The sequence below is a fragment of the Hymenobacter sp. M1-2 genome (assembly GCF_057808495.1).
This window is the reverse complement of the sequence record NZ_JBTYZO010000001.1, coordinates 77261-91028: the sequence shown is the minus strand read 5'-3', so window position 1 is coordinate 91028 and position 13768 is coordinate 77261. Positions and strand designations below refer to the sequence as shown.

Here is a 13768-nt window from a genome sequence, read left to right as displayed (position 1 = left end):
GATTCACAGCACACCCATTGTAGCCTCTGACGTCCACGCCTTGTATAATGAGGATGAAGCTACTACCTTACGCATCAACAGAGTGTTTGAAGACACCTGCAAACAAGCCCCGTACCGTCTATCTGGATGTTGCGGGCTACATTAAAAATCAAATAACATTTCACATGGGACTATTTGATATATTTAAAAAGAAAGAGCATCCAACTCCAGCTCAGAATATAAGTGGCACTATCAATGACGACTCTCTTACAAACTTTGAGTGCTTTTACTTGTACGGCTTAACAGACGACCCGTATAAACAGTCTATAGACTCCAAGTCTTTTGGAGAATTATATAAAGAAGTAGTAGGGGTAAAGGGTGGAATAATCATAGGAGGCTCATTTCATCCTTATCAACTTGTAAATCCGAAAGGCACAACGGTTTGGCAAGCGGGATATGTTCAACTTTTTGTAAACAACAAGAAGGAAGAAGCCTTTAATTCGATAATTAATAACAACGGCATTTTTTTGATACGTCCACTTTCCGATTTCTCCAATGTCAGGATTTGGCCTGACACACGACTTACTTACGATGAAAATCCACTATTTAGTAAATATGTGCCATTTATAATACCCTTCCTGGTTTACAAGCCTGAACCTCAGACAGCCTGGAGCTTAAATATTTTGGCACAGATGGCAACGAAGGGAGACGCTTCTGAATATGTAGATTCAATCACAGAATTGATAAGATTCTTCATGCCAGAGCCAGCTTTTATTTTAGGGTTTGACAGATTTGACGAGAATCAACCTTCAAAGCTTATTGATAATATTCTGAACTGCAAATCACTGCTGGAACGGTAAGATTACAGCCAATAACATGGTTTTCGCCTAACCGGCAGGTGACGTAATTGTGAAATCGTTCTGCATCTGTACCTTATTTAAATTTCGCTTTCTACTCGTAATCTTCGCAAATTCCTTGATATCACTCTATCACTACTGAGACAGCTGCTAACAACTACTGAACTCGCGCTACCCTGGAAGAATCAGAAACAGCTGGCAGTTCCTACTATCAAGCTTAGACCTAATCGTGATGAGGAGCAAGGCTAGGGAACTTACTTCCCCAGCCATAAAGCCGACAATAAATCGATTGGCTGCTGCGGCTACAAAGGCAAACCCGACCAAGCTGGAATGGTCGAAATCGGCTACGAAATTTCCACTGACTACCGCAACCAGGGCTTAGCTACGGAGCTGGCCGCCGCCTTGGTCCGCCGGGCTTTTGCTTTCGAGCAGGTGCGGACGGTGCAGGCGCACACTTTGGGCGAAGTGAATGCGTCAACCAGCGTGTTGGCGAAATGCGGCTTTCAGCAAACCGACGAGTTTCAAGACGAGGAAGACGGCCTCATCTGGAAGTGGGTGTTGCAAAAGCCCCGGTAGCCGTGACTGTTCCGTGCGCCTGCGTTAGCGAGTTGGCGGTTGAGAGGCAATGGCCGTACCGTGTTGCTGCAGGGCGGGTACCCGCTAATTTTTGCGCCTTCCCTGGGAGAGCTTCGTATGCGGATGTGGTTGTACTCAAATTGGGAGCCTGCCATGCTGGGGGCTGCCGGGCCTTTCTCTCCTACCATGACCGACGCGGATTTTCACCAAGCTATTCGGCGCATCCGGTGGCGGCATTGGCTGCACTACGCGGTGCAGGCGGTGCTGATGGGCGGCGTGGTGCTGGGTGGCAGCAGCCGGGCCGCCGCCGGAACTGCCACGGAACCGCAGCTGGCTACGTGGCCGCTGCTGCTACTGCTGGTGGCGCTGGTGCCACTGGCGGCGGTGCTGCTGCACCTCACGGCTCGGTATCTGAAACCTAATCTGCGCCGCCTAGCCGAGCAAAACCTGCGCGTGTACCAGGGCCGCCAGCTGCTGCGCAACAGCCTGCTGAGTCTGCTAGGGCTGCCTTTGCTGGTGTCGTACGTGTTTACGCGCAGTGCGCTGGATCTGCTGGCGTACGGCGTGCTGCTGCTCACATTAGGCTGGCTCACGGTACCTTCGGCCAAAACCTACCAACGCTGGCTGGTCAACTAAGCTCCTGCCTGCTCAGCCGCTCCTGCTTTCTTGTTTCTATGGATTCTGCTTCTGCCCTGCTTCCCGACTCCCTGCTGCTCAACGGCCGCGAATTTCACTACGCCGACATTCAGCAATACCCCGCCAACTCTCCCACCGACCTCAACGGCTACGAGGCCCGCGTGCTCGACTTCTGCCGACAGTGGCTCAACGGGGCCCAGGAGTTTGGACTGCGCACCTCGGGCTCCACCGGCAAGCCGCAGCTGGTGCAAATGAAGCGTCAGCAGCTCGAAGCCTCGGCCCGCCGCACCGGCGACTACTTCGACCTGGGCCCCGGCGACCGAATGCTGGTGTGCCTCAATTGCGAGTTTGTGGGTGGGCTGATGATGCTGGTGCGCGGCTTCGAGCGGCGCATGCACCTCACCATCGTGGAGCCGCACGCCGACCCGCTGGCGCTGGTGCCCGCGGGGGCGCAGTTCGATTTCACTTCTTTCGTGCCGCTGCAATTGCGGGCCGTATTAGAGGCTGGGCACGCCCCGCGCCTCAACCAGATGAAGGGCATTCTGGTGGGTGGGGCTACCGTAACAAGCAGCGTAGTAGAAAAGCTGCAAACGCTGAAAACGCCCGTCTACCTCACCTACGGCATGACCGAAACGGCCTCGCACATTGCGCTGCGCCGCCTCAACGGCCCCCAGGCCACGACCACCTACCGCGCCTTGCCGGGCATCAGCATTGGGCAGGACGCGCGCGGCTGCCTCACGGTGCGCGCCGACGTCACGCAGGATCAGCTCATCGTCACCAACGACCGGGTACGGCTACTGGATGAGCACACCTTTGAGTGGCTGGGCCGCGTCGATTTTGTGATTAACAGTGGCGGGGTGAAGGTGCAGGCCGAAAAGGTGGAGCAAGTGCTGGAAGTGGTGCTGGCCGAGCTAGGCGAGCCCCACCGCCGCGCCTTCGTGGCCGGCCGGCCCGACAGCCGCCTGGGCGAGCAGGTAACGGCCTTTCTCGAAGGCGCCGCCCTGCCCCCGGCGCAGCAGGAACAGCTGTTGCAGCTACTCAGCCAGCGCCTCGACAAGTATGAAGTGCCCCGCGCTATAGTCTACGTGCCGCAGTTCAGCACCACCACATCCGGCAAACTCGACAGGCTCAATACCGTGCGCAGCCTGGCCGCTGCCCCCGGAGCCAATGAGCACTAACGCTGCCTCAGCACCCCAGAAACGATATTCATTCCCACCGACGTCCGTTCAGAAGGCAACTTGTTCAGCTGAATTGAGACTATTATCTAGAGCCCAAGAACTACCCACCAGGCACCAGGCACTACTAAGCACTAAGCACCAACTCTTCACGGCATGAAACATCTTCTCCTGGGCTTGGCCCTCATCGGTTCAGTACACACGGCGATGAGCCAGCAAAAGGCGGCTACTCCCAAAGCGGCCAAGACGAAAGTTTCCGCCGCCACGGTGGAGCGGGTCGAGAAGACACTGGCGGCCGACGACATGCGCGGACGGGCCCTGACTACCAGCGCCCCGCAGGCAGCGCAGTTTCTGGCGGCCGAATTCAAACGGATAGGGCTACAGCCGCTGCCGGGCCTGACGTCGTTTGAGCAGGTGTTTCCGGTTTATGAAATCGAGAACACACAGCGGCAAGTCACGCTGAACGGAGCGGCGGTTGCTCCCGAAAACGTGGTGCTGCTGTCGGGCCAGGAGCGGGTGAACTGGGCCAGCGGCCAGGCCGGTGCGCCGCGCGTGGTCGTGATTGGCGCGCAGGCTGATTTTCGCAAGGAGATAGGGGCGCTTTTTGGCGCCAAGGAAAACCTGCTGGTGCTGATTGATCCGGCCCACGCCGAAATTTTCCGCCGCCTCGGGGCCCAGGTACAGCACACCACTTTCCGCGCTGAAAAACCGGAAGCCTATACGAGCGTCTTCGTGCTGGCCCCGGCTACACCCACCGCCACCACGCCCTTTCAGGTGACGGGCGCCACCAAAATTCAGCAGCGCGAAATTCGCAACGTGGTGGGCGTGCTGCCCGGCCGCGACAAAACCAAAGCCGCCGAGCAAGTCGTTTTCTCGGCCCACTACGACCACCTCGGCGTGTTGCCCGCCGTAGCCGGCGACTCCATCGCCAACGGCGCCGACGACGATGCTTCCGGCACCACGGCCGTGGTGGCGCTGGCCGAGCACTTCAAGAAAGTCAACGACAATGCCCGTACTCTCCTCTTTGTGGCTTTCACGGCCGAGGAAGTGGGTGGCATGGGCTCCCAGTACTTTTCCAAGCAGCTCGATCCGGCCAAAGTGGTGGCCATGTTCAACATCGAGATGATTGGCAAGGTCTCCAAGTTTGGGCCCGGCACGGCCTTCATCACGGGCTTCGACAAGTCTGACTTCGGGCCCATCTTGCAGCGCAACCTGCAAGGCAGCACCTTCAAGTTCGAGCCCGACCCCTACCCCGAGCAGCAGCTCTTCTACCGCTCCGACAACGCCACGCTCGCCCGCCTCGGCGTGCCCGCCCACAGCATCAGCACCGACCAAATCCCGACCGACAAGCTCTACCACTCCGTGGATGATGAAGTGGAGAGCCTCGACCTGAAGAATATGACCACCGTTATTGAGGCCATTGCCACCAGCGCCCGCAGCATCGTGAGCGGCCAGGATACGCCCACCCGCATTACGGACGCCGGTAAGCGCAACTAGAGCGAGTTTCAGGCTGCTGTCCGGGCAGTAGCGCGAAGCTCCCGCTTCGCGCATCGTTGAACGACAAGCGTTGTTACCTCACGCGCGAGTCGTTCAACCTCAGCAACGATGCGCGAAGCGGGAGCTTCGCGCTACATCCCGGACGCAGCCTAAGAACCGTTACAAGTGGCGCTTACGCCATCATTGCACTCCTTTTTCCACAGAAACGAGAAGAGGCGGAAGCTCCGGGAGCTTCCGCCTCTTCTCGTTCGTGCCAGAAAGGAGAGCGTGCAGGTGCTTCCTATAGTGAGCAAGGGCTTATTGCCTCCGTATAGAAGCTTCCAGAAGCAATGCTTTTGTAATGAGTGCTTTTGTAAAGCCCCTGGCGCCGGCCGGTGCTTCGGGAAAGCAGTTTTTTACCGCTCCGGTCCCGACCAGAAGGCCCGAAAATGCCGTTCCGGGCCTTCCGGGATAGGACGGAGGGCCCGGAACGACAAGTTTACTGGTTTGGGCGAAGACCGGCGCGGTGAAAAATCGATTTCCAGGTCCTCCAGTCGAGGGCGGAGCCTTCCCGAATTGATTTCTCACGGCTCCGGCCGCCGCCGGGCTTGAAAAAATTCAATTTCTAACCTGTATTGGCTACGCGTTGTCGGCGGGGTGGGCCTTGGGCAGGGCGGGCAGGTTGCCGTCGGTGGGCTGGCCGGTGCTTTGCGGAAACGGAAACAGGGCGTAGGCCTGGGCGGGGTCGGCGTAGTGGCGGTAGAGCAGGCCGGCGTAGGCGCGGTAGAGGCCTTCGCACACGGCGGCTTCGGCCTCGTCGATGGCGGCCGAGCCGGTGCGCTGCCGGGCCGCGTCGGCGGTGCGGGTGCTCAGGGCCTGGTCGAGCTGCTGGTACTGGGCGGCGGCCTCGGCGGGCGTCACGCCGGTTTGGGCGCCGTAGTCCTGGCTGATTTTGTCGAGGTAGTACTTGGCCCGCTGCCGGATGTTGGCGTAGTCGGCGCTGTAGAGGGCCGTCATGCCGCCCGGAAAGATGGCCACCCGCTCGGGCTGGCGGGCGTCGGGGAAGGCCGGGAAGACTTTGGTGGTGTTGGTGAGCTTGGCCCACTGCAAGAAGCGGCGCACGGTTTGGGTGAGCGTGGCGGCCGTGGCCGACTCGCCCTGCACGCCCCGCTGGCCATGGGCGGCGCGCAACGCGGCCACCTGCGGCGCCAGCACGTCGGCGTCGGCGGCTGAGGCGGCTTGCGCGGGCTGGCGCAGGTTGGTGAGCACGGCCTCGGCAAAGGCCAGAAACTCGTCGTCGGAGAGCGAGGCGGCCAGGGGGTAGAAGAAGTTGGTGAAGTACGTCTTGTTGGTCATGGAAGGAAAAGAAAAGAGGAAGAAAATTATTAGGTCCCGGCCGCGGCGGGCTGGTCCGGTAAGCTCGGCCATTTGCGGCAAAAGAGCAAGGAACGGCTATCTTTTTGGCGAGAAGAGGCCCGGCCCTGGCCCCCACCCCCGCTTGCCTTGCCTCCCCCATTCCATAAACCGGCCGCAAAACACCCTTCCCGACATTGTGAAATTATCCGTTGTTTTGTAAAGCTCTTCCCTTGTACCTAGTCTATGAAGCATCCTCATCTTTCGATTGCGGCGCTTTTGCTGGCGGCTCAGCTAACCAGCGGCTCCGCCAGCACGCCACCCCCCACCACGCCCAACCAGCCGGCTGCTTCCAAGGCCCCCCACGAGCCCGTACGCGCCGCTTTCAGCCCTACTCCCACCTCCACCGTAGCCGATACACCACCGTTCAAGGTGGTGAGTGAGCAGTTTGCCGACCTTCGCATTCTGCGCTACCAGGTGCCTGGCTTCGAAACGTTGGAGCCCCAGCAAAAAGAGCTTTTGTACTACTTGTACGAAGCCGCCCTAAGCGGCCGCGAAATCACCTACGACCAAAACTACCGCCACAACCTGCGCGTGCTGCGCACCATCCAGGCCGTGTGGCCCGCCAACGAAGAGCGCCGCACCGCCAGCACCAACAAGCAGCAAATCGACCAGGCCACTAAGTTTGCCACCTACGCCAAGCGCGTGTGGTTCAGCAACGGCATTCACCACCACTACAGCACCCGCAAAATGCTGCCGGAATGCACGCCGGCCTACTTCAAGGAGCTGATTTTTGCTACCGACTCCAAGCTGTTGCCGCTGGAGCCGGGCGAGTCCGTGACGCGGTTTCTGACCACGATGACGCCCATTTTCTTTGACGCGAACGTGGCGCCCAAGCGCGTGAACCAGGAAGCCGGCAAGGACCTGGTGAAAACCTCCGCCAGCAACTTCTACCAGAACTTGACGCAGGCCGAAGTGGAGGCTTTCTACAAGCGCAAAATCAACCCCAACGACCCGCAACCCATTTCCCACGGCCTCAACTCCAAGCTCATAAAGGACCGGCAGAACCAGGTACAGGAACGCAAATGGATGACCGAGGGCATGTACGACAAGGCCCTAACCAAAGTGGTGTTCTGGCTGAGCAAGGCCGTAGACGTGGCCGAAACGCCGGAGCAAAAACTGGCGCTTGAGAAGCTGGTGAAGTTCTACAAGTCCGGCGACCTGAAAGTGTGGGACGAGTACAACATTGCCTGGGTGCACGACACCAAGTCGAGGGTGGACGTGGTGAGTGGCTTCGTGGAGGTGTACGGCGACCCGCTGGGCTACCGCGGCACTTACGAGTCGGTGGTGTCGTTCAAGGACCTGGAAGCCACCAAGCGCATTCAGGCCATCGGCGACGAGGCCCAGTGGTTCGAGGACAACTCGCCCATCAAGCCCGAGCATAAGAAGCAAAACGTGATAGGCATCACGGCCAAGGTGATTACGACGGTGGTGGAAGCCGGTGATGCCGCGCCCGCCACGCCCATAGGCATCAACCTGCCCAATGTCACCTGGATTCGTAAGGAGCACGGCTCGAAGTCGGTGAATCTAGGCAACATCGTGGACGCCTATGGCCTGGCTGACGCGGGCGGTATGCTGGAAGAATTTGCCTACGATGAAGCCGAAATGCAGCGGGCCCGGCAGTACGCGGGTCTGGCTGGCAAGCTTCACACCGATATGCACGAGGTAATCGGGCACGCCTCGGGGCAACTCAATAAGGGGGTGGGCATACCCAAGGAAACGCTCAAAAGCTACGCTTCGGCTCTGGAAGAAGCCCGCGCCGACCTCGTGGCCCTCTACTACCTGCCCGACGATAAGCTGGTGAAGCTGGGCGTGGTGCCTGCTGGCGGCGAGTTTGCCAAAGCTCAATACGACAACTATATCCGCAACGGCCTCATGACCCAGCTGGTACGCCTCAAGCTCGGTGAATCGGTGGAAGAAGCCCACATGCGCAACCGTCAGATGGTAGCCAAGTGGGTGTTTGAGAAGGGCCAGAAAGACAAAGTGATTGAGAAGCTGACCCGCGACGGCAAAACCTACTTCCGCGTGAACGACTACGGGAAGCTGCGCGCCCTGTTTGGCCAGTTGCTGCGCGAGTTGCAGCGCATCACGAGCGAAGGCGACTACGCGGCTGGTAAGAATCTCGTCGAGACGTACGGCGTGAAAGTGGACCCGGCGCTGCATAAGGAAGTGCTAGGGCGCTACGCCAAGCTCAATATCGCGCCCTACGCTGGCTTCATTCAGCCTAAGCTGGTACCAGTGCAAGACGGCGGCAAAATCGTGGACGTGAAGCTGGAATACCCCACCGACTTCGCCCAGCAAATGCTCGAATACGGCCGCAAATACCGCCTGCTCCCGAATTACAATTGAATGGTTTAATGATTGCATTGTTAAATGGTTGGTCGTTCTGACGGCTCGTTGAACGACCAACCATTTAACAATGCAACCATTAAACCATTAAGCCATGTAACAATTCAACCATTCACCCTATGAAAAACCTTTCCGCTCTTTTCCTTTTGCTGGCTCTCTTGCTGCTGGCTCCGGCGCTGCACGCGCAAACCACTCCCGACGCGGCCCGCTACGAATACTGCGAGCTGCACCTAAAAGGCGACGACGTATTCGCCGACTTCGGCTACGGCTCCGAAAAACTGGGGGGCGGCTCGTTGTCGAAGCTTGAAGTGGGCAAACTTCAGGTGTTTGCCACCCATATCAGCGCGCTTAACTACATGGGCTCTCTCGGCTGGGACGTAGTGCAGGTCTACGGCGATATCAGCTCCGGTAGCCTCCGCAACAAGGAACAGTACTTCATGCTGCGCCGCCTCCGCTCCTCGCAAGGCGTAAACGTGAACAAGCAATGAGTGAATGGTGGAATGAGTGGATGAAGCAATGGGAGAAGGTTCCGGTCTGCCCGCTTTTTTCGGCGGGCTGAACGGTCGCCGCTAGCTGATGTTGTTTCGTCTACTTAGCCGTCGCAATTCAGAATTAACAGGTGGCGCGCTCTTCGACCGGTCAGCCCGCCGAAAAAGCGGGCAGACCGGAACCCATGACTGCATGAACGTTGAGCCGCAGCGCGGCGGCATATCGGTAGTAAAACCGCTCTGCCACGTATTCTAAAAGCCCCGGCGGGGCGACACCTAACGATTGGTGCCGCCCGCCGGGGCTTTTTCTCTGTCTCCAGTCTACCACTATGTCGCCGCGCTGCGGCGGCACGGTCTCCATCCATTCACTCATTGAATCACCATTCGCTGCGGCGCAGGCCTTGCTGGGTGAACAGGGGCTGGCGGCCGCGCGCTATTTTGTATAAGTCGCCGAGGGCAAGTTTGACGCGGCCGTAGAAGACGGGGCCATTGAGTTCTCGCTCGGTGAAGCGGTTCACAAACACCGGCTGCCGCCATCCTACTCCGGTGCCCAGCGCCAGCCAGCGGTACACCCGCATTTGGGCCGCCATAGAAGGCTCAACGAGCCAGATAACTTTTTTCCGGGAGCGTATTATCTCACCATCGGGCAAGTAGTAGCGCGAATACGTCTTGCCCACGCCCAGTTGCAACTGGCCATTAACTTCCCAGCGCGGATTGCCGATCAGCACGTATTCGCCGTAACCGGCCACGTAGCGCAGGCGCAGCTCGGAGCGTTCTACACTAGGTATTTCCAGAGGAATAGGCTGGCGCGAGGGAATGGGGCTGCTGAGCAAGTATACGCCCAGGCCCGTGCGCAGCCGCCCGCGCCACTCCACGCCCAGCTTGATACCCGGAATGGTAACGAAGCGGCGGTTCAGGATGGAATTGCGGATGTCGAGCTGAAACACCGGGCGCCGGTGCAGCTGTTGCACGGTTACGCTATCGTCGGGGAGAGGGGCAACGGTGGCGATAGATGCCCTGGCCGGCGCGGCGAGTAGCAGGCCCACGCCCAGCGCGCTCAGCAATGAGCAGTTACTATATAGACTTCCTCTGGCCACGTGGCAAAGGTACGACCATCCGCGGCCGGAGTTGCCGCCGAGCCAGACAAGCACGCCTTCGGGCCGTTGATTCGCCCCGGCGTGGCGGCTGTTTTACTGGTTCCAAACGACGTTTCACCCCTTTTAGCAAAACCAGTGTTTCAAGGGGCTAGTATCTTCCCTGTGCTATTTCATTAGCCTCCTCTCTTCTCACATGGCTCTCACCCCCAACTTCCTATTCTCCCTAGCTAACCCGCTCGCAATGCTCGGTTGGGCGCTATTGCTGCTGGCGCCACGCTGGTTCCTGACGCGGCAGTTGGTGCTGAGCGGGGCGCTGCCGCTGCTGTTGGCCGGTAGCTACGCGCTGCTTATCGGGAGCCACTACCTGGGGCCGCACGCTTCGGAAGGCGGTTTTGGTTCGTTGCCGGAAGTGGCGGCGCTGTTCCGCAGTCCGTGGGCGCTCTTGGCGGGCTGGGTTCATTACCTGTGCTTCGATATGAGCATCGGTATCTGGGAAAGCCTGGATGCGCGGCGGCGCGGCGTGCCCCATTTGTTGCTGGTGCCGTGCCTGCTACTCACCTTTTTATTTGGGCCAGTCGGGCTGCTGCTCTACGCCCTGGTACGGCGGTTTTATTCCGATGAGCGAATGGTGGAATGAGTGGATGAGTGAATGTCGTTCTGCTGGCGCGGCCTCGCTCTTATTCACTCATCCACTCATCCACCCATCCACCCATTCACTCATTGAAACCCATGTACACCCAAGCTCCTGCCGCGCCATCTATTCTGTCTGATGCTCCTAGTGGACAAGCCGCGGTGGTTACCTGGTTGCGCCTGTTGCACCGCACCAATCCAATCCTGAGCTGGACCGGCTGGCTGAACGTGGCGCTGCTGGTGCTGGCGTTGGCGCTGCTGCCCTTCGATGAGCGTACCGTGACCGGGCTGCCGGTGTGGGTGAAGCCCATCAAGTTCTGCCTCTCGGTTGTTGCCTTTGTCTGGACGCTGGGCTGGCTGCTGGCCACCCTGCCGGCCCAGGCGCAACGCTGGGTGCGCCGTATTAGCTGGGGCGTGGCGCTGAGCATGATGGTGGAGCAGCTGATTATTTTCGTGCAGGCCGCGCGGGGTACCACCTCGCACTTCAATATCGCCACCTCTTTTGATGGTTTCTTGTTCGGGACAATGGGCGCGTTCATTATGCTCAATACCCTAGCCACAGCAGCGGCCGTGTACCTGGTGTGGCGCTACCGCCCGCAGGGCCCGGCCGGCTACGTGTGGGGCGTGCGGCTGGGGCTGCTGCTGTTTCTGGTCGGCAGTGTGCTAGGCGGCATGATGATTCATCTCCACCAGCACACCGTAGGCGCGCCCGATGGCGGCCCCGGCCTGCCCGGCCTAGGCTGGAGCACCCGCGCCGGCGACTTGCGCACGGCCCACTTTCTAGGAATGCATGCCCTGCAAGCACTGCCCCTGCTCGGCTGGTGGCTGAGCCGTACCATGCCGCGTCGGGCTGCCCTGCTCACCGGGTTAGCGGCTGCACTGTACGCCGGGTTGGTGGCGGTGCTATTCGGGTTGGCGCTGCGCGGCGTGCCCGTCTGGGCTGCTTAGTTGTTGGTTGAGGTCGATGGTGTTAGGCGTTCAGGCCCCATTACTTAATTATCAATCGACTTCCAGCCAACAACGAAAAACCACCAAACGAAAACCAAAGAGCTATCTATCCAGCCAGGCCTTGAAAGCGGCTACTTTTTCGCGGCTCACGAGCACGGTGTCGTTGTCAGGGGCGGCGGGCTTGAGGATGGTTTGGAGGCGGGAATTGGTGTAATGAATGATGTCGTGGATGGACTCGGCGTGAGCCAGGTAGGCGCGGTTGAGGCGGAAGAATTCGGTGGGATCGAGCAAACCTTCGAGCTGCTCCAGCGTGTAATCTACCACGAAACGCCGGCCCTCGCGGGTATGCAGCAGAGTTACTTTTTCGAGGCTGGCGAAGTAGGCAATCTGCTCCACCGGAATGGCTTTCAGATGCTCGCCCACGCGCACTACGAAGCGGGTTTTGTACTCGCGCGCGGGCTGCGCCTGCTGCAACACCCGCACCAGCAGCGCCGCGTCGAAGGTCGGCGTGGCTGCTTCGCGCTGACGCTGGAGCTTGGCCAAGGCCGCCGTTAGCTCCTCCGGGTCTATGGGCTTGAGCAGGTAATCGACACTATTCACCTTGAAGGCGCGCAGGGCGTACTTGTCGTAGGCGGTGGTGAAGATGACAGGGCTGCGGATTTCCAACCGCTCGAACAGCTCAAAGCTCAGCCCATCAGCCAGATGAATGTCCAAGAACAGCACATCCGGCGCCGGCTGTAAGGTGCGCAGCAGCGCCTCGGCTTCCGCCACCGATTCGGCCGTGCCCACCACTTCTACGGGCTGTGGCTGCTTCTTGAGCAGCTCCGCCAGCCGGCGCGCGGCCAGCGGTTCATCTTCAATAAGGAGAGCCCGGAGCGGCGGGGAAGTAGAAAGGGTCATAGGCGAAGGTAGTAGCAGGCTGAAGTTTAGGGAAGGTTGAAGAAGGTGGAGAGGCTGGAAAACCATCATTTGGCCGGCCCGGAAGTCAGCCGGGTGGCAGCAGGCGGCTTGCTACGTCAGTTCCAGCACGGGAAGCGTCACGACGAATTCGGTTTCGGTTTTTTGTACCGTCACGGGTTGCTTGGTGAGGAAGGCGTAGCGGGAAGACAGGTTTTGCAGGCCCAGGCCCGTCGATTCGCCATCCGGCACGCGGCGGTAGCGCAGGGCGTTGCGCACCGTGAGCTGGCGGCCGGGCTCATCCAGCGCTATGCTGATGTGCAGTGGGTCGCGCTGGCTGGTGGCGTTGTGCTTGAGGGCATTTTCGAGCAGCAGTTGCACGGCCAGCGGCGGCACCAGCAACGTTTCTAGCTCGGCGGCGGGCGGCAGCTTGATTTCCACGTGCAGGCCCTCGCCCAGCCGGGTGCGCTGCAAAAACAAATAGGCCTCCACGAAACGCATTTCCTCGGCCAGCGACACCACTTCCTGCTCCTGGCTGTCGAGCACGTAACGGTAGACCTGGCTGAGCTGGCGGATGAAGCGCACGGCGCGGCTGGGGTCTTCCTCTACCAGCGAGGTCAGGGCGTTGAGGGAGTTAAAGAGGAAATGCGGGTCTACCTGGCGGCGCAGCGAATCGAGGCGGGCCACGGCGTTTTCCTTTTCCACCCGCTCGGCCCGAATAGCCGCCTCCCGCCAGTGCAGCAGGAAGGAGCGGCTGTGCAAAAACAGCGAAATGATGAGCGTAATGATGAGCGGCAGCAGCAGCCCACTCTGGTTATCCGGCGCCAGTATCATCCGCAGCGGCTGGTGCCAATACAGCGTCAGGAAGGCGGCCTGGATGCCCACAATCACCACCAGCGAGCCACCCAACGACAGGAGCAGCGTGAGCAGCAGGCGGCGCAGGGGCTGGGTGGTCCAGGGCATGCGGGCGTTGAGCCAATCCACCGCGAAGCCATTGCTCAGCCACAAACCCAACGTGTACGTGGTGGTGTAGCCGAAGGTCAGCGGCCAATGCTGCCAGCCATTCAGAAAACTCAGCAGCACACTAATCGCCAGCGCCACCAGTCCCAGCACCCGCACCGACTTCGACACGGAAGCCCAGGAACGGTTGTCGGGTAAGTAGCCGGGAGTGCAATCGGGCATGGCGAAGGCCGATAAATTTTTCATCAACATAAGGAAAAAACAACGCTTCCGCCTTGGTTACAGAC

At 59.5% G+C, this 13768-nt stretch carries 12 protein-coding genes and 1 pseudogene; 9 read left to right on the top strand and 4 right to left on the bottom strand.

Annotated features, from left to right (window positions below; translation table 11 throughout):
- Positions 1–86 precede the first annotated feature (86 nt).
- The 5 genes and pseudogenes from ACYSMN_RS00395 to ACYSMN_RS00375 all read left to right on the top strand — a co-directional run bounded on the left by ACYSMN_RS00395 (position 87) and on the right by ACYSMN_RS00375 (position 4720).
- Positions 87–839 carry a hypothetical protein gene (locus ACYSMN_RS00395; protein ID WP_488921844.1) on the top strand — a complete coding sequence of 251 codons (753 nt, stop codon included), beginning with the start codon at positions 87–89 and terminating at the stop codon, positions 837–839.
- 276 nt (positions 840–1115) lie between these two features.
- Positions 1116–1412: pseudogene (locus tag ACYSMN_RS00390) on the top strand (GNAT family N-acetyltransferase); the annotation flags it as partial.
- A gap of 186 nt (positions 1413–1598) precedes the next feature.
- Complete coding sequence (locus tag ACYSMN_RS00385) at positions 1599–2048, top strand: hypothetical protein (RefSeq protein WP_488921843.1); 450 nt, start codon at positions 1599–1601, stop codon at positions 2046–2048.
- Between the two features lie 38 nt (positions 2049–2086).
- Positions 2087–3226 carry an AMP-binding protein gene (locus ACYSMN_RS00380; protein ID WP_488921842.1) on the top strand — a complete coding sequence of 380 codons (1140 nt, stop codon included), beginning with the start codon at positions 2087–2089 and terminating at the stop codon, positions 3224–3226.
- Between the two features lie 153 nt (positions 3227–3379).
- Entirely contained in the window at positions 3380–4720 is a 1341-nt protein-coding gene (locus tag ACYSMN_RS00375) for a M20/M25/M40 family metallo-hydrolase (RefSeq protein WP_488921841.1), read from the top strand.
- Positions 4721–5338: 618 nt separating this feature from the next.
- On the opposite strand, the gene ACYSMN_RS00370 is transcribed toward ACYSMN_RS00375, so the two are convergent.
- Positions 5339–6055 (bottom strand): hypothetical protein, encoded by a 717-nt coding sequence (locus tag ACYSMN_RS00370; RefSeq protein ID WP_488921840.1) that lies wholly within the window; start codon positions 6053–6055, stop codon positions 5339–5341.
- A 243-nt stretch (positions 6056–6298) separates the two neighbouring features.
- Here ACYSMN_RS00370 and ACYSMN_RS00365 point away from each other — a divergent pair, with 243 nt between their 5' ends.
- Positions 6299–8461: a dipeptidyl-peptidase 3 family protein gene (locus ACYSMN_RS00365; RefSeq protein WP_488921839.1), complete on the top strand. Its 2163-nt coding sequence runs from the start codon at positions 6299–6301 to the stop codon at positions 8459–8461.
- A 119-nt stretch (positions 8462–8580) separates the two neighbouring features.
- Positions 8581–8949, top strand: a complete 369-nt coding sequence (locus ACYSMN_RS00360) for a hypothetical protein (protein ID WP_488921838.1) — start codon at positions 8581–8583, stop codon at positions 8947–8949.
- Positions 8950–9326: 377 nt separating this feature from the next.
- Here ACYSMN_RS00360 and ACYSMN_RS00355 read toward each other — a convergent pair whose 3' ends face one another.
- The gene (locus ACYSMN_RS00355; protein WP_488921837.1) at positions 9327–10013 is read right to left on the bottom strand and encodes a hypothetical protein; all 687 of its coding nucleotides are present in this window, start codon (positions 10011–10013) and stop codon (positions 9327–9329) included.
- A gap of 226 nt (positions 10014–10239) precedes the next feature.
- Between ACYSMN_RS00355 and ACYSMN_RS00350 the strand changes: the two genes are divergently transcribed.
- The gene (locus tag ACYSMN_RS00350; RefSeq protein ID WP_488921836.1) at positions 10240–10683 is read left to right on the top strand and encodes an ABA4-like family protein; all 444 of its coding nucleotides are present in this window, start codon (positions 10240–10242) and stop codon (positions 10681–10683) included.
- Positions 10684–10775: 92 nt separating this feature from the next.
- Positions 10776–11624 carry a hypothetical protein gene (locus ACYSMN_RS00345; RefSeq protein ID WP_488921835.1) on the top strand — a complete coding sequence of 283 codons (849 nt, stop codon included), beginning with the start codon at positions 10776–10778 and terminating at the stop codon, positions 11622–11624.
- 102 nt (positions 11625–11726) lie between these two features.
- On the opposite strand, the gene ACYSMN_RS00340 is transcribed toward ACYSMN_RS00345, so the two are convergent.
- Both ACYSMN_RS00340 and ACYSMN_RS00335 read right to left on the bottom strand, forming a co-directional pair.
- On the bottom strand, positions 11727–12524 hold the full coding sequence (locus ACYSMN_RS00340) for a LytR/AlgR family response regulator transcription factor (RefSeq protein WP_488921834.1): 798 nt from the start codon (positions 12522–12524) through the stop codon (positions 11727–11729).
- Positions 12525–12635: 111 nt separating this feature from the next.
- A complete protein-coding gene (locus ACYSMN_RS00335; protein WP_488921833.1) occupies positions 12636–13727 on the bottom strand; it encodes a sensor histidine kinase in 1092 nt (363 codons plus the stop codon).
- Between the last annotated feature and the right edge of the window lie 41 nt (positions 13728–13768).